This is a genomic window from Bacteroidales bacterium (assembly GCA_029210725.1).
In the GTDB taxonomy this organism is placed as follows: Bacteria; Bacteroidota; Bacteroidia; order Bacteroidales.
This window is the reverse complement of sequence record JARGFM010000044.1, coordinates 1-20,229: the sequence shown is the minus strand read 5'-3', so window position 1 is coordinate 20,229 and position 20,229 is coordinate 1. Positions and strand designations below refer to the sequence as shown.

General features: G+C 47.3%; 20 protein-coding genes. 3 read left to right on the top strand and 17 right to left on the bottom strand.

Going from position 1 to position 20,229, the window contains the following annotated elements; all coding sequences use genetic code 11:
- The 11 genes from P1P86_15730 to elbB form a co-directional block, all read right to left on the bottom strand.
- Positions 1 to 260, bottom strand: a 260-nt coding sequence (locus P1P86_15730; protein ID MDF1576636.1) for an IS1595 family transposase, incomplete at its 3' end; no start/stop codon positions are given.
- Between the two features lie 130 nt (positions 261 to 390).
- Positions 391 to 2,538, bottom strand: coding sequence for a polyribonucleotide nucleotidyltransferase (gene pnp / locus P1P86_15725; GenBank protein MDF1576635.1), 2,148 nt, complete (start codon positions 2,536 to 2,538; stop codon positions 391 to 393).
- A gap of 70 nt (positions 2,539 to 2,608) precedes the next feature.
- The gene (gene rpsO / locus P1P86_15720; protein MDF1576634.1) at positions 2,609 to 2,878 is read right to left on the bottom strand and encodes a 30S ribosomal protein S15; all 270 of its coding nucleotides are present in this window, start codon (positions 2,876 to 2,878) and stop codon (positions 2,609 to 2,611) included.
- 152 nt (positions 2,879 to 3,030) lie between these two features.
- Positions 3,031 to 4,050, bottom strand: coding sequence for a potassium channel protein (locus P1P86_15715; protein ID MDF1576633.1), 1,020 nt, complete (start codon positions 4,048 to 4,050; stop codon positions 3,031 to 3,033).
- The gene (locus P1P86_15710; protein MDF1576632.1) at positions 4,047 to 5,324 is read right to left on the bottom strand and encodes a DUF2851 family protein; all 1,278 of its coding nucleotides are present in this window, start codon (positions 5,322 to 5,324) and stop codon (positions 4,047 to 4,049) included. The genes P1P86_15715 and P1P86_15710 overlap by 4 nt, the downstream gene beginning before the upstream one ends.
- Positions 5,325 to 5,368: 44 nt before the next feature.
- The gene (locus tag P1P86_15705) at positions 5,369 to 6,109 is read right to left on the bottom strand and encodes a hypothetical protein (protein ID MDF1576631.1); all 741 of its coding nucleotides are present in this window, start codon (positions 6,107 to 6,109) and stop codon (positions 5,369 to 5,371) included.
- Between the two features lie 36 nt (positions 6,110 to 6,145).
- Complete coding sequence (locus P1P86_15700; protein ID MDF1576630.1) at positions 6,146 to 7,390, bottom strand: arginine deiminase family protein; 1,245 nt, start codon at positions 7,388 to 7,390, stop codon at positions 6,146 to 6,148.
- 30 nt (positions 7,391 to 7,420) lie between these two features.
- The gene (locus P1P86_15695; GenBank protein MDF1576629.1) at positions 7,421 to 7,630 is read right to left on the bottom strand and encodes a CDGSH iron-sulfur domain-containing protein; all 210 of its coding nucleotides are present in this window, start codon (positions 7,628 to 7,630) and stop codon (positions 7,421 to 7,423) included.
- Positions 7,602 to 8,108 (bottom strand): (4Fe-4S)-binding protein, encoded by a 507-nt coding sequence (locus tag P1P86_15690; GenBank protein MDF1576628.1) that lies wholly within the window; start codon positions 8,106 to 8,108, stop codon positions 7,602 to 7,604. The genes P1P86_15695 and P1P86_15690 overlap by 29 nt, the downstream gene beginning before the upstream one ends.
- Positions 8,109 to 8,236: 128 nt before the next feature.
- Positions 8,237 to 8,839 (bottom strand): DUF4294 domain-containing protein, encoded by a 603-nt coding sequence (locus P1P86_15685; GenBank protein ID MDF1576627.1) that lies wholly within the window; start codon positions 8,837 to 8,839, stop codon positions 8,237 to 8,239.
- Positions 8,840 to 8,878: 39 nt separating this feature from the next.
- Positions 8,879 to 9,529 carry an isoprenoid biosynthesis glyoxalase ElbB gene (gene elbB, locus P1P86_15680; protein MDF1576626.1) on the bottom strand — a complete coding sequence of 217 codons (651 nt, stop codon included), beginning with the start codon at positions 9,527 to 9,529 and terminating at the stop codon, positions 8,879 to 8,881.
- Positions 9,530 to 9,572: 43 nt separating this feature from the next.
- Here elbB and thpR point away from each other — a divergent pair, with 43 nt between their 5' ends.
- Positions 9,573 to 10,139 (top strand): RNA 2',3'-cyclic phosphodiesterase, encoded by a 567-nt coding sequence (gene thpR, locus P1P86_15675; GenBank protein MDF1576625.1) that lies wholly within the window; start codon positions 9,573 to 9,575, stop codon positions 10,137 to 10,139.
- Positions 10,140 to 10,142: 3 nt separating this feature from the next.
- On the opposite strand, the gene P1P86_15670 is transcribed toward thpR, so the two are convergent.
- The 4 genes from P1P86_15670 to P1P86_15655 all read right to left on the bottom strand — a co-directional run bounded on the left by P1P86_15670 (position 10,143) and on the right by P1P86_15655 (position 15,583).
- Positions 10,143 to 10,679, bottom strand: coding sequence for a biotin/lipoyl-binding protein (locus P1P86_15670; protein MDF1576624.1), 537 nt, complete (start codon positions 10,677 to 10,679; stop codon positions 10,143 to 10,145).
- A 14-nt stretch (positions 10,680 to 10,693) separates the two neighbouring features.
- On the bottom strand, positions 10,694 to 12,196 hold the full coding sequence (locus P1P86_15665; GenBank protein MDF1576623.1) for a biotin carboxylase N-terminal domain-containing protein: 1,503 nt from the start codon (positions 12,194 to 12,196) through the stop codon (positions 10,694 to 10,696).
- Positions 12,197 to 12,205: 9 nt separating this feature from the next.
- On the bottom strand, positions 12,206 to 13,765 hold the full coding sequence (locus tag P1P86_15660) for an acyl-CoA carboxylase subunit beta (protein ID MDF1576622.1): 1,560 nt from the start codon (positions 13,763 to 13,765) through the stop codon (positions 12,206 to 12,208).
- A gap of 108 nt (positions 13,766 to 13,873) precedes the next feature.
- Entirely contained in the window at positions 13,874 to 15,583 is a 1,710-nt protein-coding gene (locus P1P86_15655) for a 5'-nucleotidase C-terminal domain-containing protein (GenBank protein MDF1576621.1), read from the bottom strand.
- Between the two features lie 264 nt (positions 15,584 to 15,847).
- On the opposite strand from P1P86_15655, the gene P1P86_15650 reads away from it, so the two are divergent.
- A complete protein-coding gene (locus P1P86_15650) occupies positions 15,848 to 16,993 on the top strand; it encodes a hypothetical protein (protein MDF1576620.1) in 1,146 nt (381 codons plus the stop codon).
- A 112-nt stretch (positions 16,994 to 17,105) separates the two neighbouring features.
- Here P1P86_15650 and P1P86_15645 read toward each other — a convergent pair whose 3' ends face one another.
- The gene (locus tag P1P86_15645; protein ID MDF1576619.1) at positions 17,106 to 17,801 is read right to left on the bottom strand and encodes a Crp/Fnr family transcriptional regulator; all 696 of its coding nucleotides are present in this window, start codon (positions 17,799 to 17,801) and stop codon (positions 17,106 to 17,108) included.
- A 221-nt stretch (positions 17,802 to 18,022) separates the two neighbouring features.
- Between P1P86_15645 and P1P86_15640 the strand changes: the two genes are divergently transcribed.
- Entirely contained in the window at positions 18,023 to 19,396 is a 1,374-nt protein-coding gene (locus P1P86_15640) for a hypothetical protein (GenBank protein MDF1576618.1), read from the top strand.
- A gap of 175 nt (positions 19,397 to 19,571) precedes the next feature.
- On the opposite strand, the gene P1P86_15635 is transcribed toward P1P86_15640, so the two are convergent.
- Positions 19,572 to 20,229 (bottom strand): transposase (locus P1P86_15635; GenBank protein ID MDF1576617.1); only part of this gene is annotated, 658 nt, incomplete at its 5' end.

The following is a 20,229-nucleotide window of genomic DNA, read 5'->3' as shown; positions in this document are numbered from 1 at the left end:
AGCCAGGTCCCGGTATACTCTGTAAACGTACGCTTGCAATTGTTGCAAAAGTAACGCTGGCTACCTTTATCTATTCCGTGTTTGCGGTACTTCTTGCTATCACAGTGAGGGCAACACCCTATCTTGTTATTTAAATGGTTCCGACGCTTATCTAAGACCGGGGAATGCAAGCTGGGCTCATTTTCTATCTCTGCCAACAAGGATGCCCGTTCTTCAACTGATAAGGATAATAGTGCAGTTTTGATCTCGGTTTTATCCATCTCTTTTTATTTTAAAGATACAAAATAAAACGCTATTATAAACTATAGCCATAAGAATTCCTTAGAAAAACAGAAGAGGCTGCCCCTTTTAAGACAGCCTCATCTGTGGTTAATTAAAAGAGAGCTATGCTCAATTCTTACTTTCCGGCTTTGGGAGAAGTGCTTTCCTGGAAAGTTTCAATTTTCCATTTTTTTCATCCACTGCCAGAAGTTTCACTTCAATAACATCACCTTCTTTGAGTACCTCTTCTACTTTTTCAAGCCTTCTGTGCTCAATTTCGGAGATATGAAGCAGTCCGTCTTTCCCGGGCATGATTTCCACAAAGGCCCCATATGGGGTGATGGTTTTCACTTTCCCTTTATATATCTCTCCCGGCTCCGGTACAGCAACGATTCCTTTGATCCAGTTCATGGCTGCGTCAATCGATGCCTTATCAACAGCAAATACATCAATCAGACCCACATTGCCGATCTCTTCGATGGTAATCGTACTGTTGGTTTCTGCCTGGATCTCCTGAATCACCTTGCCGCCTGGTCCGATTACAGCGCCGATCATATCCTTTGGAATCTCGATCCGCTCAATTCTCGGAGTGTGTGGTTTGTAATCCGGATTTGGAGCAGGCATGGTCTTGGCTATCTCGTCAAGTATATGCAATCTGCCATTTCTGGCCTGTTCCAGCGCCTGGAAGAGGATCTCATATGAAAGGCCTTCCACCTTGATATCCATTTGTGTGGCGGTGATCCCGTCGCGTGTACCGGTTACTTTGAAGTCCATGTCGCCCAGGTGGTCCTCGTCGCCAAGTATATCGGAAAGAACCGCAAATTTATCTGAATCTTTATCGGTGATCAGTCCCATGGCAATCCCGGACACTGGTTTCTTAATCTGCACTCCTGCATCCATCAGGGCCAGGGTGCCGGCACAGACAGTGGCCATGGATGAGGATCCGTTCGATTCAAGAATATCGGAAACAATCCGGAGTGTGTAAGGCATTTCATCCGCCGTAGGAAGTATTCCTTTCAGCGCCCGGTGTGCCAGGTTTCCGTGTCCGACTTCCCTGCGGCTTGTTCCCCTGTTAGGGCGTGCATCGCCGGTGGAGAAGGCCGGGAAATTATAGTGAAGCAGGAATTTGTCATTGCCTTTCTTCATTACATCATCTATCAACTTGGCATCCATCTTGGTTCCCAGGGTAACGGTGGTGATGGACTGGGTCTCTCCCCTGGTGAATACTGCTGAACCATGGGCTGAAGGCAGGTAGTCCACTTCACTCCAGATGGGGCGGATCTCGTCCGGCTTTCTTCCATCCAGTCGGACGGCATCATCCAGGATCACCCGGCGAACTGCTTCTTTCTCCACATCGTGGTAGTATTTACTTACCAGCATTTCATTCACTTCGCCCTCTTCTCCTGCCTCTTCAAAAAGCTTTGCCAGGAACTCCTCTTTGACCTTTTCAAAGGCCTCACTGCGGGCGTGCTTGTCGGCATTGGACGACCTGGCAATCTTCAGTGCTGATTCATAAGTCTCTTTCCAGACCCGTTTGCTTAGTTCTTCGTCGTTGACTTCGTGACAGTATTCTCTTTTTTCCACTTTCCCGGTCTTCTCAGACAGGGAAAGCTGAGCTTTACACATGGGTTTGATGGCATCGTGTGCAAATTTGATGGCCTCAAGCATCTCGGCCTCACTGACCTCCTTCATTTCTCCCTCTACCATCAGGATGTTATCATAGGTAGCGCCAACGATAATCTCGATATCTGCATCTTCCAGCTGTGTAAAAGTGGGGTTTACGACCATCTGGCCATTTACCCGGGCCACCCTGACTTCGGCAATGGGGCCATGGAAAGGAATGTCCGATACTGCCAGTGCGGCAGAAGCCGCCAGTCCGGCCAGGGCATCGGGAGGCGTGTCCGCCTCAGCTGACATCAGGGTCACATTGACAAAGGTCTCGGCATGATAATCGTCCGGGAAAAGAGGGCGGAGTGCTCTGTCCACCAGCCTACATATGAGGATTTCATAGTCGGAAGGCCTTGCTTCTCGTCTGAGGAATCCGCCGGGAAATTTTCCCAGGGCAGCATATTTCTCTTTATAATCGACGGAGAGTGGCATAAAATCCACATCTTCCCTGGCTTCTTTGGCACTGACCACGGTGGCCAGCATCATGGTATCGCCCATGCGAACCATGACGGCTCCGTCGGCCTGCTTCGCCAGCACGCCGGTTTCTATACTGATTGACCGACCATCACCTAGGTCGATAGTCTCTTGAATTGCTTTCGGTTTCGACATAATATCTGATTAAATGCAATGAATACAAAAAAAGGCAATCCTGGAATTGCCTTTTTTCGTTCTAATATTATTATTTTCTGATTTTCAGGGCTTTGATAATAGCACGATATCTCACAATATCCTTTTCCTTGAGATAATCGAGCAATTTCCTCCTCTTACCAACGAGTTTGAGCAAGGCCCTTTGTGTGCTGTAGTCCTTTTTGTTGGTCAGCAAGTGCTGGGTCAGGTGATTGATCCTGGTAGTAAAAATTGCAATCTGGCCTTCAGCTGAACCTGTATCAGCTTCGGATTTGCCATAGGTCTTGAAGATTTCCTTCTTTTTCTCCGTTGTTAGGTACATTCTTCTTTTTTCTACTTAATATATCTGTTTCGATTTTCGAGATGCAAAGGTATTTATTTATTTTGAATTTACAACTTCAGGAAAGAAGATTTTTAGCTGATTCACCATGCAGAAAATCAATCAATTGAATCAATTGCAGATCTGTAATATTTCTATTCAGTATGCTCTGTTGAAATCGTCTTTCTCAGATGGCTTATTTGCTCTTTGGTTCCCAGGGCAAACAACTGGTCGCTGGAAGTGAGTGTGGTTTCGGGCAGGGGATTGATCAGGTAGGATTCATCTTTCCTTTTCATTCCGATGATATTTGCTCCGGATGTGTTCCGGATATCCAGTTCAATAATGGATTTCCCTGCAAAACAGGATGCAATGTTTTTGCAGGAGATTTCTTCAAGAACGACATTTTTGGCACTTTGCAGCAGTAAAATATCTATAAACTCAACGATATCGGGTTGTGCCACTAATTTAGCCATTCTTTGTCCGCCAATCTTATCGGGCATAATAACGTTTGTGGCACCTGCTCTCTTGAGTTTCACATCGGAATTTTCCAGGGAGGCACGTGCAATAATCTTTACGGCCGGGTTCAGTTCCTTGGCGCTCAGAACCACGAATAGATTATCTGCATCTACCGGCAGGGTGGTAATCAGGGCCCTTGCCGTGTAGATACATGCAGATTTAAGCACTTCCTCATCGGCTGCATCTCCTTCCACATAAAGCATTCCCGGAGTTTCTCTCAAGGTTTGGACGATGTCATCATCCTGTTCTACCACTACAATGGGCACCTTGTGTTCCAGCAGTTCTATGGCTGCCTGCTTTCCGTTTCGACCATAACCGCAGATGATCACATGGTCGCTTAGTCGGCTGATTTTCCTTTTCACCTGAGTATCTTTATATGAGTTCCTGAATACACCTTCAACAATATATCTGGTAAAAGTGGTTACCGCGTAGGCAAAGATTCCTATGGAGACGATAACCAGAAATGAGGTGAACCACATGCCGTGGTTATTCAGAGGATGGACCTCTTCAAAACCTACGGTGGCCATGGTAATAATGGTCTGATAAATAGCCTCTGAGGTGGTGAAGCCAAGAAGGGAGTAGCCCACGGAGCCAATGACCAGGACAGAGAGCAACAGTCCCAGAGTATAATAGGCGTGTTTCAGACTTTTATTCTTCATGGACACCAACTTGGTTTCAGTTTCCCTATTTCACATTCAAGACAGCGCTTTTGTTTGCAATATCCATTATATAGCTGGATCAGCGCCTGGCCTTCCATTGCGTTGCCTGGACAGATTCCAAAATTAGTCCATTTTTTGATTATGTGATTACTTTCCGGGGTCATATGACAAAGGATAGTCAAGGGATTTATTCCAGAGTATTTCTGAGGTTCTTTTCTGTGTAAGGCTTCTGTAAATGGTATAATTACATTGATGATTAGATTTTTTACGGAATGTTCCCCCAATTTTTTTATCGAATGCGGGGACGGTTTGTCAAAGATATAATGATTATTCCAGTATGAGTTGGTCCTGAACTGAAGCATTTGTTCTATCCCCGAAACAGATTCCTTATTCCTGAAATTCTCATATAGAGGATAATGCAAATGAATGAGTGAGGCAAGTTGTGCGAGCCTGAGGGTTGGAAAGGAGGCAGGACGAATTCGCAGGAATTTCCAAAGATGCGGAGGGAGCGGATCAGTGCCTGCAGCTTTTTTTAGTTGTGCATATCTTTTCCACAAGGATGCAGCATAAGAACCTGGTTTCACGGGACTATGGAGCAGGCCCGATTGACCAAAAAAGAGCGCTTCCACATCGGGCAGGCAGTTTTTTATTTTCAACAGGAGTGGTGAAGGGATCCCGGAAGCCATCATTTCGAAGGGAAGGCTGTTGATTTGTAATCCAAAACCGGAAGCCATGGCTATGAAGAGGGCTTTTTCTCTGTCACCCGGGTATCGGTTAAGTATCTGCGTCATTTGGTACACTTTCTGATCCAGCCTCTCCCTGTAGAGGCGATGGATCCAGTTTTTTTGGACCCTTAAAGCAATATCACTCCTGTAGCTCTGGCATAAAAGCCAGTTTTTTCTTTCTTGCAGATCTTCCGGCTGAACGTCCTGTATAAAGGGAGCATCAAGAATCAGGGCAGGGATGGATCGACCCTTGCTGTTTTTAATTTCCAGATCGAAATAATGAATGACATGAAGAATCACATTATCGTATGCCGGATCCAGGTGATGCCCATGGATCTTCCATTGGGAGGCATAGAGGTGGACCTCCACATTGCCCGCCCAGATTATTTTTCCCAGCCTTATCCGGGCGTTGAAGAAATCGGGCCCGGAATGAAAATTCTGTTCGCCGGGATCTAAAATCTCCAGTTCCTGGCCACAGGTGGTGCGCAGTAATCTCCCGCCACACAATTTATTTTTCCAGATGTATTGAATTAAAAGCTCTGAGGCCATCACAGCTTAATGTGGCCGGCAACGATTTTTCAGTGTACAGGATACTAAAAAGAGTAAGCCAGACCGGCGCTTATCTCCAGAGTCTTGATATAGAATGTTGCATCGACCGAAGGAAGCTCAGCCGCAACACTCTGGAAAAGCTCAAAGGTATAGGTGTTTTTTGCTTTTGCCTGTACAAAATCCACCCCCAGCTTAATAGCCAGGATTGAATTGAATTTATACCTGAGGCCTCCGCCCGCAGTCCAGCCGAATGAAACATTGTCATAGCTCATGCGGGAATAAATGCTTTCCCCGTCAAAAGTGATTCTTAACTCCTGATCGGGAGGCCTGATAATGCTTAGTCCTCCCAAAGCCCTGAAATCGAAGTAGATTTTTTGAGAAGCCCTGATAGAGAAATGGGGGCCGATAAAGAGGTTGATATAGTTCCAGAAACCTGAACCATAGAGTACCTCAGCATCCTTGGGAATATCGATTCCACCGGGTAAACCGGCTTCAATATAGGACACGATATCTTTCACCAGGGAGTCCCGTAAAGCATAGTTGGAACCGAAAGAAAAAGAACCTCCGATTCCGAAATAAGAAACAGGAAAATACCCGGCGTCAAACTTAATGGCCCCTCCGGATCTGGCATAGCCATTGCTGGTCAGATCTCCTGTTTCCCCATAGTTGCCCCGGGGGAGGGTAGCCCCGAATGATATGCTGGCAAAGTTCTGCTGGGCAATTATTTCTGTGGACGCAGCTGCCAGGATCAGGATCAGTATCAGAATCCAGATTGTTTTTTTCATCTTATTTCAAGATTAGCAGTCCAGTAGTAACAACTTCTATCTTTTTCTTTTGAAGGGCATCGTCATGCACCGCACACCACCTCCGCCACGTGAGAGTTCAGCTCCATCAATGGTCAATACGTATTTTTTTCTTGTGGAGAGATCCGTTTTACCATTAAGCACATCCTTTGCCCCGATGATCTCATAGCCCGACTGATTCAGGTTTTCAAGCGTATGTACATTCCTGTTGTAGCCAATGATTTTACCCGGACCAATGGCAAAGAAATTCGCTCCGCTGTGCCACTGTTCTCTCTCCTGGGTTACGGTATCTTTCTGTCCGCCGCAATAGGAGGGTTTCAGGTCCATCCCTAGTTTTTTCAGAGCTTTCACCAGGTTTTCCACATTCCGGATGGATATCACCTTCCCGTTGTCGATATCTATCTGAATGGTCTGGTATTTATTGGATTCAAGAATCAGGGGCTCGTAGACCATGCACGAATCGTAGTCCAGGAGTGTAAAGGTCATATCAAGATGGATAAACGATTCGGGAGAGGAGGGCAGTTCCTGGACAAGAATGTGATGCTTCTCTTTTCTGTCCAATGCCATTTGTACCAGAAAATCGATTCCCTGCGAAGTAGTTCTGGTACCCAGGCCAACCAGGGTAATATTTTCTGCGGCAACCAGCAGGTCACCCCCTTCTATCGAGATGTTTCCCAGGTTTGCCGAGCCCTCATCGGCCTGAATGGTTTGCACCCGAAACCTGGGATGATAGTCAAAAATGGCCTGCATAATCATAGCTTCCCGCTCTCTTACCCGGTTTGCCATTCTGGAAATCAACACCTGATTTCCCAGGGCTACGGAGGCATCCCTGGTAAAGAAGAAATTATGCAGGGGTCTGAGAGAATAATGTTCGTTGCTCAGGTAATCTGTCAGGGTATGGCGTTCAAGAGGAACCCCCTGGATCAGTTGCTTGGCCAGAACCGCTTCATTCAGGTCCAGGAGCTTGTCTATCAATTTAGGCTGCCCCTCCTTATAACAGGCTTTTTTAACGATTTTTTCCCTGATCTCACTTGACCGAAGAATATCCTTCAGCAGATCTTTGATCCTGAAAGTGGGAACCAGTTGCTGAAGGAGGCACTCCAGCTGGTTATACTCTCTTCTGGCTACAGAAAGATTGAGAATATCACTGTAAAGGGCACGCTCCGCATTTTTCGGGGTCATATTCTCTACTTCCGGACCCGGAGGGTGCAGCAGTACCCCTTCAAGCACTTCTGTTTCGCTGTATACTTGAATGGCCGACATACCGCAAAGGTAATAGAATTAGCAGATGGATCATTCAGAGAAACCGATCCGTTTGTGCTCGCCGCTGCAAAAGGGCTTATTTGAAGAGTGTCCGCAACGGCACAGGTAGAGCGGACTTTTTTCCTCGATGAGTTTTCCGTCAGGACCCTGAATCTTAAAAGTGCCGCTTACCTTTAGCGGACCTCCGGCAATAATCTGGAAGATGGTATGTTCATTCTCCTTTTTCAGCGGATTGGTCATTAAAGTCAATTTTTCGGTGTGACCCATCGCAGTAGGGCATGTTCCGGGATGCTCCGCAGCGGCAGAATGAGGTCATGGTGGAAGGCTTTAGCTCCTGGTTCTTCGCGTCAATTATTTTAAAACTGCCTTCTGCGACGATGGGTCCGTCTTTCATGATGCGAATGCTTGTGGGAGCGTTTTTCCCGGACAGGGTCTTGGGGGTTTCTTCCAAATTCTGACCCACTTCTTTCTGTGCCTTTTTTTCTTCTTCTGTTAGGTCCTTGTTATACTTCCAGGCAAGGGACTGAGTGGGACATTTATTCACCACTTCGATAATTTTACGGGTTGGCGCTCCCTCCATATTTACCCAGGGCCTTCTGCCAGGATTGAATACTTCAATCAGCTCCCTGAAGCAGGTCGTGGCGTGGATGCATTTTGAGGGAACCCAGAATACTGTAATTTCGCCATTGGTATACTGTCTGTTTCGGGGATCGGTCATGTATTTCTATTATACTTACAGCATATAAAGACAATTGCGGCAATGGAATGTTCAAGGAAATACGGGATTGATCTGATCTTGAGCAGGGCAGCAGGAAACAGTGGAATTCTTAACTCGTGGGAAGGCCTTTAAATAAATCCGGCTTCAATACCAAGGACAATGTCTTCCATGATTCTGTCCTGATTCAGGGGATCATATTCGGATTTCAGATTATTTCCAAAGACCCGGGCGATGCCCTGCCAGAAGAAAGCGGTGAATCCACCCTTCAGTTCCTTGATCACCTGGTAAGAAGTGCGTCCCGTTTCACGGTCTATCAGTTTCACCAGGATGATCCCCTGAGTGACCGTCAGGCGTTTGACATCCTTTTCAAACTGATCCATGATCTCTTTTTCGGCCAGGGTGATATAGGCCTTCTGCTCTTTTTCGCTTTGAATGGTTAAGAGGTGATCGTCCAGCTCTTTCAGTTTTACACCGGCGATCCGGGCATAGGGATAAGCCTTTTTAACATTGTGGATCATCCGCCTGTATCTCCGTTTCAGGTAGAGGTATTCAAAGTCTCTTGTTTCATACACCCATACTTCCGGCAACTCAACGATTGGAAGTGTATCGGAGCCTTCTAGCACAGCGCGTGTCACCACTGAATTTTTCTTCAGGGCTTCCTGGGCCTTCAGATCCACTGCTGCACCGAGCAGGACCAGGGCCAATACGATAGGTAGTGTCAGAGCTTTCAACTTAACACAAAGTAAACAAAAACTGTACCGCTTTGTATATTAAGCCATCAGTTTAATCATCGCAGCTACCAGCTTACTGGCTCCCTCATAAATCTGGACGATGTTTGCATCCAGCATATAACAGGGGGTAGTTACCAGCCTGTAATCCGGATCCACGACCACCTCACCGTGGGAAGTACTGACATGTTTTGCACCCAGGGTTTCCAGTGCGTCAATGGTACTCTCATCCTTTCCTATGGTCACATGAATCCTGCCAAGCACTTTGGCCAGAATGACCGGAGATATGCAGAGAGCTCCAACGGGCTTTTTCAGGGCCACCATTCCAGTAATGGCATCCTCCACCTCCGCCAGGACAGAGGCATCAGCCCCTTCGAAGGCCCAGGTTGAGAGATTTTTGGCGGCGCCGAAACCTCCCGGCAACAGTAAACCGTCGAAGGAGGCTGGATTGAACTCATTCAGATTTCTGATCTTGCCCCGTGCGATCCGGGCCGACTCCACCAGCACATTTCTGGTTTCATCCATCTCTTCTCCTGTAAGGTGGTTGATGACGTGATGCTGATTGATATCCGGAGCAAAAATTTCATAGCTGCAACCCTGACTGGCAATGGCCAGCAGACTCAGGGTGGCCTCATGGATTTCAGCTCCGTCGTATACTCCGCATCCCGAAAGCAACACTACAAATTTTTTCATGGGTTCTGTATTTGACAATTTAATATTTTTGTAGTACCAATTTATGGAAAAATACTTTAGAACATTTATCGGATTGCCTTTTCATGTGAGCGGGGAATTCTTAAAGAGTCGTGAGGATTTGATGAAAACCCTGTCCGGGGAGAGGATCAGTTGGGTCGATCCGGAGCGGTATCACATAACACTCAGATTTATAGGTGACACCGATCTTTCAGTCGTTGAGGAGATTGGGAAAGCACTGCATGCGGGTGTGACTGTTCCCGGGCGGACGGAGATAAGTATGGGCGAACTGGGCAGCTTCGGACCCCGGAAACGACCCCGGGTACTCTGGCTGGGATTTGATCAGACCGGTATTCTGGAGCATTTGAAGGTCCAGGTCGACCATGCATTGGCTCGCTGTGGTATATTACCTGAAGAGCAGTTGTTCAGGGCACATCTGACGCTGGGAAGACCGAGAAGTGTGAAAAATCCGGAGGAGTATTACAGGATTATTTATCTGATGGCCAGGCAGTTTCAATGTAAGGAGTTTTTAGAGAGGCTGGTGTTTTTTCGCAGTATCCCGGGACCCGGGGGACCTGAGTACCAGGTGTTGGATGAGATACCTTTCCGATAGGACCTAGCCTTTCTGAATTTCCATCAGAACATCATCCTTCATAACCGATTCATTCTTTTTAACCGCTATAGATTTAACGATGCCGGTGATGTGACTGCTGATTTCATTCTGCATCTTCATGGCTTCCAGGATGAGAATGGGTTCACCTTCTTTCACTTCAGTCCCTTCTTCCACAAGGATATCGACTATTTTCCCGGGCATGGGAGCCTCAATGGAGACCACGGAGGAAGTATCGGCCTGCTGTTCCAGGTATCTTCTACGTTTCAGTGAAACTGGGGTCTCAACGGTGAAGGAGTGCCAGACGCCATTGACCATAATTGTATAGCGATTCTGTTTTTTCTCGATTACATCGAGCATGTATTTTTTGTTCTTCCAGACAATGTAGGAGAATCCTTTGGGATCTTCATGAAGCTTGATATCTACCTCCTTTCCCTGGTACCAAATCCGTTTTTCCAGGGGTTTTTTAAACTCATAAGCTTTATTGGTTGCGCTAAGCGCTATGAGTTTGGTGGATTGTTTCTTCTTTCCTGCACGTGCCATATCCTGATCCAGATTTATCGTAAGCGTTTTTTTAATACCCAGGGTGTCATGGATTTACCATTTTCCGTATGAAGTGGTTTCTCCTCATTTTCATGGATCTCCCTGGCATAGTCGTAGGTGGCGAAAAAGGCGGCAAGGAGGGCTTCATCGGGTTCGTTATGGTAATGAATTTTTAGCTCTTTGCTAAGAAAGGAAGTGTTGAAGTTCCCTTTTCTGAAATTACTGTTTTGCAGGACAGCCCTGCAGAAAGCCAGGGTAGTCTTGGTTCCTTTGATCCAGAACTTGCGAATAGCCAGACTGGAAAGCTGCAGGGCCTTCTCCCGGTTTTCGGCATGAACGATAAGTTTTGCAATCATGGAGTCGAAATAGGGAGTAATCACTGATCCGTCTCTGACCCCTGTATCTACCCGGATATGATCATCTTCCGGCCAGGAGATTTTATCGATGGTGCCGAGACTGGGAGAGAATCCCGACTGAACATCTTCTGCATTGATTCTCCATTCAATAGCCCAGCCATTCAGTTTGATATCTTTTTGTGAAAACGGCAGCTTTTCTCCCTCGGCAATCCGGATCATCTGTTCGATCAGATCGATTCCCGTAACCATTTCTGTGACCGGATGCTCCACCTGGATCCGGGTATTCATCTCCATAAAGGAGAAGCTGTTATCACTGTCCAGAAGAAATTCGACGGTGCCGGCAGAATAATAGTTCACAGATTTGGCAATATTAATGGCCGCTTCCCCCATCTTTTTTCTTAATTTACTGTCCATAGCAGGAGAGGGTGATTCTTCCAGCAACTTTTGATGTTTTCGTTGTACGGAGCACTCACGTTCACCCAGATGTACCACGTTTCCATGCTGGTCTGCCAGAATCTGAAATTCAATGTGGCGCGGCTCCCTGACAAATCTCTCAAGAAATACGTCCGGATTGTTAAAAGCCTTGGCTGCTTCATTGGTAGCCAGGGTGAACATTCGTTCAATATCTTTTTCTCTCTCTACTACCCGCATGCCACGGCCACCGCCTCCTGCAGCGGCCTTCAGGATCACCGGATAGCCAATTTCATTTGCAATTTTCCGGGCCTCTTCGGCATCCCTTACAGCTCCGGGGCTTCCGCCCAGCAAAGGCACGCCGTGTTCCCGGGCCAGTTCTTTGGCAATGGTTTTGTGTCCCATGCGGTATATGGCATCGTGGGATGGCCCGACAAAAATGATCTTTTCTTCTTCACATCTTCTTGCGAAAACAGGGTTCTCAGCAAGAAAACCATATCCGGGATGAATGGCGTCTACTTTATGCTTTTTGGCGCTCTTGAGGATTCGTTCGATATCCAGGAATTCGGGAATCACATCCTCATAATTCCCTGAAAAATCAATGATCTCATCGGCTTCCTCCAGGTACCAGGCATTGGGTTCTTTGGCAGTTTTTATTACATAGGACCGGATACCCATTTTTTTGGCGGTCTTTATGATCCGTATGGTGATCTCGCCCCGGTTAGCTATCAGCAATCTTTTTATTTTCATAGAAGACATTTAAAGAGGAATATTACCATGCTTTCGGGCAGGGTTGTCAACTTGTTTGGTTTCCAGGGCCTCGAAGGCACGGATCAATTTAAGCCTGGTCTGGGCGGGATCGATTACTTCGTCAATAAAACCGCGCTCTTCGGCCACATAGGGATTGGCAATTTCATTGCGGTATTTTGCGGCAAGCTCTTTCTTTATTGCCACCGGATCGTCGGACGATTCCAGCTCCTTTCTGTATAGAATGGCTACGGCACCTTCGGGACCCATTACCGCTATTTCGGCCGTTGGCCAGGCAAAATTAAAATCGCCTCCCAGGTTCTTGCTGTTCATGACGCAGTAGGCCCCTCCATAGGATTTTCTAAGGATTACAGTTATCCTTGGCACCGTGGAGTCTGCAAAGGCATAAAGCATTTTGGCCCCGTGACGGATGATCCCACTATGTTCCTGATCAATTCCGGGTAAGAATCCGGGAACATCCTCCAGGATCAGAAGCGGGATATTAAAGGCATCACAGAACCTGATAAAGCGGGCCCCTTTGCTGGAAGAGTTGATATCCAGCGTTCCTGCCAGAACTTTCGGTTGATTGGCTACAATGCCGATGACCTTCCCATCCAGTCTTCCAAAGCCAATGACCACGTTCTGGGCATAGTTCTCTGCGATCTCATAGAAGGAGCGCTTGTCCACCAGGAGTTCAATGACATCCTTAACATCATAAGGTTTATTGGGATCGTCCGGCACAATATCTCTTAGCTTCTCCTCTACATCCACTGTTTCATCTACCGACAATTCCATCTCAGGCGAGTTCTCCATGTTGTTTGAAGGGAGATAGGCCAGCAACTGCCGGACCCCCATCAGAGTATTCTCTTCATCCGGGAAAACCAGATGCGCCACACCGCTCTTTTTGGAGTGAACCCCTGCACCTCCCAGGTCATTAAATGAAACATCCTCATTAAGCACTTCTTTAACCACATTGGGGCCGGTTACAAACATGTAGCTGGTCTGGTCGGTCATAAACACGAAGTCTGTGATCGAAGGGGAGTAAACAGCTCCGCCGGCAGCAGGACCCAGAATCACAGATATCTGGGGGATGACCCCGGAGGATTGTACATTCCTGTAAAAAATCCCGGCATAACCGGCCAGGCTGGCAACGCCCTCCTGGATCCGGGCACCTCCCGAATCGATCAGTCCGATCATGGGAGCCCCCATCTTCAGTGCCATATCCTGAATCTTCATGATCTTGGCCGCATGAACAGAACCCAGTGAGCCTCCCATAACCGTGAAATCCTGAGCGTATGCAAAGGTAAGCCTGCCTCGTATGAGCCCATGACCAATAATAACCCCGTCCCCGAATGCCTTCTGGACCTTTCCAAATCCGGTATCAGAAATGTCGGCGGTCACAAAAGCATCAATCTCTTCAAAGGTATCTTCATCAAACAGGATATCAATTCGCTCCCAGGCGGTTAGTTTTCCTTTGGAGTGTTGTTTTGCCTCTGCCCTGGCATCGTGTTGATCACTGCGGACCTGCTTCCTTTCCAGAAAACGGGCAAAATTTTTTCCTTTAACATCCATGCTTTATTTCTTTATCATAAATAGAACCAGTGAGAGTAAAAAAATGTTTCAGGATTTTTACTCACGGGTGCAAAACTAAAAATAATTATTAATTACGGGCATAGCGTTCTAATCTAAGACTTTTCGGTCAGATATGGAAGCAGGAGCGGTTAAATGAACTGGTATACCGGACCAGTTTTCCTCGCTTACCGGTCGGAGGGTGTCCTGTCGCCCGAGATGCTCCATCAGATAAAAACGGATATCCCGTTCGGAGGACCAGGATATCCGGCCTGCCAGTTCGTTTTTCGGGATTCCGGCACCAATGGTCAGGTGTCCGCCTCCGCCGTTTCCTCGATAGGAATTTATTGCGACCCTGAAAGTATCTTTTTCATTAAAGGGCTGCCCGCCGGACAGGCATTCGATATTCACCCGGTCGCCCGGAGCTTTGGTGACATCTACCGTATAATTGATTCCGCTTGCTGAAGAGAAGTTATAGTAGGGGGCGGCCAGGCGCCCTGCCTGCTCCGGATCGAAATTCAAAAGTGGATCCCCGGGAGCCGACATGGTATGGAACCAGGGTCCAACGGCATGTTCCAGGAATCCATCGATCTCCTTTCCGGTTAGTTCCATCACGTAGAGCATGTTCTCAAACCTGTAGAGTTTAAACATATCGGAGACCAGCAGAGGTACCTCCTGCAGTACTGCTGTGATGGAGAGAGGAGCAGTGAAGGAGAGCTGTGCTCCGGTCAGATCTAGCTGCACCCTGTGGATGAGAGTCAGCATGGAGGAGGGTCCGAATAAGGCGTCCCGCCCCTCCATCTTACCTGCCAGCCAGGTGATGGTGTCTTCCAGGTATGTGGAAATGGTTTCAAACTGGGGATCAAATTGTTCCTGAAATTCCTCTGATGGCTGGTATTCCGACATAGGGATGTTTCGTCCAGTAATGTAAGGGCCTTCTGCTCCGAAGGTGACCGTAGCTTCTCCGGCAAATCTTCCGTGGCTGCCCGGATCAATGACCAGGACCGTATCTCCATCCTTGTTGACCAGGGTCTCGCAGGAGACTCTGTGGTCATGGCCCGCGAAGATAATATCAAATCCCGGGACCTGCTGAGCCACCAGCATAACCGCATTTTCGTTCAGGTATGGATCGGGATTCCCGCCATAGGAGGCATCTGTTCCTGAATGAAAGAGACCCACCAGCAGGTCCGGCTCTTCCTGTTCAATAATCCGGGGAACCCACTCCATGGCTGTCTCAAGCATATCCCGGAACTCCAGACCGGGCCATAGATTCTTGGGGAGCCATCCCGGTATTCCCGGGGTAATAAGCCCCAGAACAGCTATCTTTTTCCGACCGGCTTTCAGGATGGTATAGGGCTCAAAGTAGGGTTGGCCGGAAGCGGTATCGACCGCATTGGCAGCCAGCCAGGGGAAGCGAAAGGTCTTTCGGATCCTGTTGTATACCTGCGGCCCGGCTTCAATATCATGATTTCCTACGCTTGCTGCATCGTAAGCCATAAAATTCATCACCTGCGATGACAAATGTTCCTCGAGGGTATCCACGAAGTTGTAGTAGTATACCGTGGGTTGGCCTTGCAGGAAATCCCCGTTGTCGAACAGGAAGAAGACAGTATCTTCCTTGAACTCCTGTTCAAGGGTGTATTTATATATATGGGCCAGCGAATTTCCGGACCGGACCCGGTTGATAAAGTCGTAGGGAAAAATCATCCCGTGCACGTCGCTTGTAACCGCAATCCTAACCGTCAGAGGATCCTTCTCACAGGATACGAAAAGGAGCAGAATTATCGCAAAGAGTTGTAAAATCTGGAGCTTTCCAGCCATGTTATTTAACACCCCGAACCCTTTATTTACGGGGCTTAGGAATTTAGAAACGTTCTTTTCAAGAGTCAGCATAGAGCTTAATGATTTTATGTAGAGTAGATTACGAATGTAATACTTTTATCCCGTATTGCTATATCGACATATTCATCGATATATGTCGATCATACGACTGAACTTATCGTCGATTTTTGTGTACATATATATATAGTGAAACTTTGAACAGTACACGGGACATAGAGTATTTTAGTGCAAAACCAATTAGCTATGAAAAAGAAACTATCTATTTTGTCACTACTGGGAGGATTTGCCATCCTTATTATGGGAGCAGTTATCCTGAGTAGTTGTGAAGGTCCGCAGGGTCCTGCAGGATCTGACGGTGCCGACGGCACCGATGGGGTCGATGGTGTGGACGGTCAGGACGGTCAGGATGCCAATGCAACCTGTATCCTTTGCCACAGTGATGACCAGACCATCGTTACCAAATCCAGGCAGTATGCCAATTCAGGCCATTCGACCGGCCACACTTCCGGGTACACAAACAGGTCTTTCGGACCCTCGTATAATTGTGCCGGATGTCATACCAGTCAGGGCTTTCTGGATGCTTTAGTGGGTGCTAGCAATGTTCCCTATGCGGATGTTACGCAGCCAAATTGCTACACCTGTCATAATATCCATGACAGTTATACCGAAGCAGACTGGGCTCTTACCAACCCGGATGTAACGGTGGCTTTTACGGGTTCAGCGGGTATTGATCTGGGAAGTGGAAATCAGTGTGTTGTTTGTCACCAGTTTGTAGCTCAGTATCTGGCAGTGGATTCCCTGTGGGCTGACTTTGACGCCGGAACCACAACGGTGACCATAAACGCAGGCTTAAAGCGTGCTGGTGTTCACCATGCGCCACAGTATAATATAGTGGCCGGAATCGATCTTTTTGAGTTCACCGGTACTACCGACTATCCGACAAATGAGAATCATATCACGGCCAATGCTGCAGATGGTTGTGTAACCTGTCATATGAACGATGGTTTTGGCGACCTGACGGGACACTCCATGGCTATAACCTATGAATTCCATGGCAGTGATAACTACCACTGGTCCTCCTCCTGCACCTCATGCCATTCTTCATCCGGAGTTGCGGAGGATCTGGATGATAAAATCGTCACCCTGCAGGCAGATATGCAGACCTTGCTGGATGACCTCTATGATATTCTGGTTTTCGCCGGGGTTATGTATCCCGAAGGGGGTCCCAATGAGTTCCTGATGATGCCCGGTGTATTTACAACCGACCTGGTTGCAGCTCACGTGAACTACAATGCAATCCGCGAAGATAAGAGTCTCGGATTCCACAATCCGGCATACATAGAGGCTGTATTAATGAATACTATTGAAGCTCTGACTCCACCTGTTTAGTTAAGAGCAAGAAATAATTGAACCAGTAAGAGGGTGTCTCAAAAGGGCACCCTCTTTCGGTATACATGCCTGTCGTTTAAATTAGTTTCGAGGAGAATCAAGCATTGGACGATCACCCGGTCTCACTGATCTGCTTGATTCTTTTATAATCGATCACCTCGATGGATTTCCCTCTCATCTGAATCAGGCCTTCGTCATTGAACTCTTTCAGCATCCGGATGACCGTTTCCGGACTCATTCCTGAAAGCTCTGCCAGCTCTTTTCGGGATAGAGGGAGTTCAAAATCACATCTTTTAAAGATCCGGTCTGCCAGGCACAGGAGGATGTCTGCGAGCCTGCCAAAGGCCTGCTTGTAAGTAAAGCAGAAGAAGCGTCCATAGATCTGAAGACTGTTTGAACTCAGAATATCGATAATTTCCCTGATGAAGTCGAAATTTTCCTTCATCAGGGTACGAAAAGCCTTGACCTCTATCTGGCGGATTTCAGAGTCAATATATGCCATGGCGGAATAAGGAAAATAGGAGTGCTCTTCAGAAACAGAGGAGAGCCCCAGGAAGTTTTTATCCGGAGTAATACGCAATACTAATGAATTGTTGCCATTTTCCAGGAAAACCTTGGCCAGTCCGGATTCCATATACATGACATGAGAGACAAACCCACCCTGTTTACAAATGATCTCCCCTTTCTTATACTTGATTTTAACAGAGTTGGCATCTAAAAACCCCTTCTGTCCGGGGGTCAGCTTCTCAAAACATTTGCACTCATGAAAACTCAGGGTACAGGCGGAGAATTTTGTTAAGTCTTCCATCAATATGGTTTTTTTCGGTTCACAAATATACAAAAGAATCAGGAAATAAGATGATTTGCATCAGTTTCACTCTCCATTTAGATCAGTTCATTCTCATAGCTATTTCAGCTGTTTTTTCTTTCACAAATCCCTTAAATATTCAATCTTTACATCGCTGCCTAAGCACTACAGGCATGGGTGTTTTGAAAGCGTAATGGTTTCATGGTTTAACACATACAGATATGAGAAACTCAAGAATTGGTTCAGGACTGGTCATTATCTTCCTGATGTTATTGATCGCCGGTATTGGTTGTACAAATTACCAGATTCCGGGAAGAGGAGATAGCGGCGAGATTAAAGCTAACTCCTGCGAAGGATGTCATACCGACTATGAAAGACTTATCGCTGTTCATTCGCCGGATACTGCTGCTCCCCTTGGCGGTTACGGCGGAGAGGCACCTCACTATGAGCCCTATGACCGGGTTTTTCTGGGAGGTACGGGCTATGATGATTTTAAAGCCTCCGGACACTACAGCATTGGGTGTACGGGTTGCCATAACGGAAATGGGAATAGCGGGGATAAAAATGAAGCACACTCGGGCGACTGGACCAGTGCTCCTTCCCTGATCCATCAGGAGAAATGCGCCACCTGCCATGAAGCAGTGAGTGATGGCTTTGTAACCAGTTTGCATAATGGTACCGGTCAGAAAAGAAAGGTGGCCATGCGGAGCAGCAGTGAATATACCGGATCGGCCGATTTTGACAAGCTTCCTGCCCATCAGATAGCCGGATATGATGCCAAATGTTCCCATTGCCACGGAACCTGCGGAAACTGCCATATTGTAAGACCCAAAATCGCGGGTGGGGGCTTATCCAAGGGACACAATTTTAATAAAACTCCAGATTGGTATAATGTCTGTGTGTCCTGTCACACTTCGAGGGGAGGGCACGCATTCCTGGGAGTAAGTTCCGAAGCGGAACCCGATTTTCATCGCGATGAGCTGGATTTTACCTGCCTGAGCTGTCATGACGGCATGGAGGTACATGGGGATGGAAATCCCGTGGAGCAACGTTATGCCTATTCGGAACTGCCCACCTGTGAAGGTTGTCACCCCGATGAAGCAAGCTCCAATACCTATCATTCCGTGCACTATGACGATTTCCAGTGCCAGATCTGCCATTCCCAGTCCTACAACAGCTGTGGGGCCTGTCATATCGCGGATGGTCATGCTGAGATAGAAGCCTTTATGGACTTTAAGATCGCATTAAACACCATTCCTGCGCTTAAAGACGGCAAATTTGCCCTGGTTCGCCGCACCCTGGCATATCCCGAAAACTGGGTGGGTTACGGAGCAGATCTGGAATATGAAAATTTTGAGGCCTTCCCAACCTTTAACTACACGACGCCTCATAATATTCTCAGGAGGACTGCACGTACCAATGTGGCAGAGGGCGCTTCCTGTGCCTCCAATTGCCATATCCGGAATGAAGGTGGCACGCTGATCAATGAAGAGTACTATTTGTGGGCCGACAGCCTGTATTCCTGGGAAGTTGATGCCACCACGCCTTATACGGTCGATGGTGAACTTCCTGCATCCTGGTTTGTGGAGAAATAACGGAGTGTCTGCTCATCGAAAATATTGTTTAACCAACCTTTTATAAATATGGTAACTAATCAGTCCCTGCCAATTTAGCGATAAGATTGAGAGCATTCAACACCGGCTGCTTGTTTTTCAAAGCCGTATCCGTGATGCTTCGCAGGATTAGGAAGTTGTTTACGCCTTTCCAGGATTAGAAAAGTCCGGACACCTTTTGTTTGACTTTCACATTGCGTATGGCCTGTTCACTTCCATTGTTGTCGGGCGGTACCTTTGGATGATACAGAAATGTGAGGATAAAATCCTTGTACTTGAGCATTCTCTTTTGGAAGGACACAAGTTCCTTATGGTTTTGATCGATACGGGATGCCAGCAGGCGATCCAGTCTTTTTTCCAGATCAGTTCTTTGTTGCAGGGGTTGATAGTAATCCCCAGGATCCATATGTTTTTTCAGTTCAAGACCATCAAGGATAAATTTTGTGAACCGGACTGGCCACCGGTGCTGGTATCTTTCTTCCAGATACTTCAGTTCTCTGAGCAGGTGGGCCGTACAAAGCTGATGCGTCTGCACCCCGGTTTGAAAGTGACTTCTCCAGCAGTCATGCACCAAAACGGTATCTGCAAATCCCGTGGGGAAGCTCTCTTGGATGGTTCGGTATCCACGATTATCTGTACCGGTCAGCCAGGTGAACCGATTATTCTGCCAGGTCCATACCCAGATCTTCTTACCGTTGAGTCTGCCTCCCGTTTCATCACTTCCTACAACCGAGCTGTGCTTAACCTGCTCCCAAATCTTTTGGTGCCAGGGATGGGCTTTGTCACAAAGACGGTTCAGCAGGCAATGAATGCCC

Excerpts from the sequence above, each read along its gene's own strand:
- P1P86_15650 (MDF1576620.1), top strand. The coding sequence starts at position 15,848 with ATGAAAAAGAAACTATCTATTTTGTCACTACTGGGAGGATTTGCCATC.
- P1P86_15665 (MDF1576623.1), bottom strand. The coding sequence starts at position 12,196 with ATGAAAATAAAAAGATTGCTGATAGCTAACCGGGGCGAGATCACCATA.
- P1P86_15710 (MDF1576632.1), bottom strand. The coding sequence starts at position 5,324 with ATGGCCTCAGAGCTTTTAATTCAATACATCTGGAAAAATAAATTGTGT.
- elbB (MDF1576626.1), bottom strand. The coding sequence starts at position 9,529 with ATGAAAAAATTTGTAGTGTTGCTTTCGGGATGCGGAGTATACGACGGA.
- P1P86_15695 (MDF1576629.1), bottom strand. The coding sequence starts at position 7,630 with ATGACCAATCCGCTGAAAAAGGAGAATGAACATACCATCTTCCAGATT.
- P1P86_15700 (MDF1576630.1), bottom strand. The coding sequence starts at position 7,390 with ATGTCGGCCATTCAAGTATACAGCGAAACAGAAGTGCTTGAAGGGGTA.
- P1P86_15715 (MDF1576633.1), bottom strand. The coding sequence starts at position 4,050 with ATGAAGAATAAAAGTCTGAAACACGCCTATTATACTCTGGGACTGTTG.
- thpR (MDF1576625.1), top strand. The coding sequence starts at position 9,573 with ATGGAAAAATACTTTAGAACATTTATCGGATTGCCTTTTCATGTGAGC.
- P1P86_15705 (MDF1576631.1), bottom strand. The coding sequence starts at position 6,109 with ATGAAAAAAACAATCTGGATTCTGATACTGATCCTGATCCTGGCAGCT.
- P1P86_15670 (MDF1576624.1), bottom strand. The coding sequence starts at position 10,679 with ATGGCACGTGCAGGAAAGAAGAAACAATCCACCAAACTCATAGCGCTT.
- P1P86_15645 (MDF1576619.1), bottom strand. The coding sequence starts at position 17,801 with ATGGAAGACTTAACAAAATTCTCCGCCTGTACCCTGAGTTTTCATGAG.
- P1P86_15690 (MDF1576628.1), bottom strand. The coding sequence starts at position 8,108 with ATGACCGATCCCCGAAACAGACAGTATACCAATGGCGAAATTACAGTA.
- rpsO (MDF1576634.1), bottom strand. The coding sequence starts at position 2,878 with ATGTACCTAACAACGGAGAAAAAGAAGGAAATCTTCAAGACCTATGGC.
- P1P86_15640 (MDF1576618.1), top strand. The coding sequence starts at position 18,023 with ATGAGAAACTCAAGAATTGGTTCAGGACTGGTCATTATCTTCCTGATG.
- P1P86_15660 (MDF1576622.1), bottom strand. The coding sequence starts at position 13,765 with ATGGATGTTAAAGGAAAAAATTTTGCCCGTTTTCTGGAAAGGAAGCAG.
- pnp (MDF1576635.1), bottom strand. The coding sequence starts at position 2,538 with ATGTCGAAACCGAAAGCAATTCAAGAGACTATCGACCTAGGTGATGGT.
- P1P86_15655 (MDF1576621.1), bottom strand. The coding sequence starts at position 15,583 with ATGGCTGGAAAGCTCCAGATTTTACAACTCTTTGCGATAATTCTGCTC.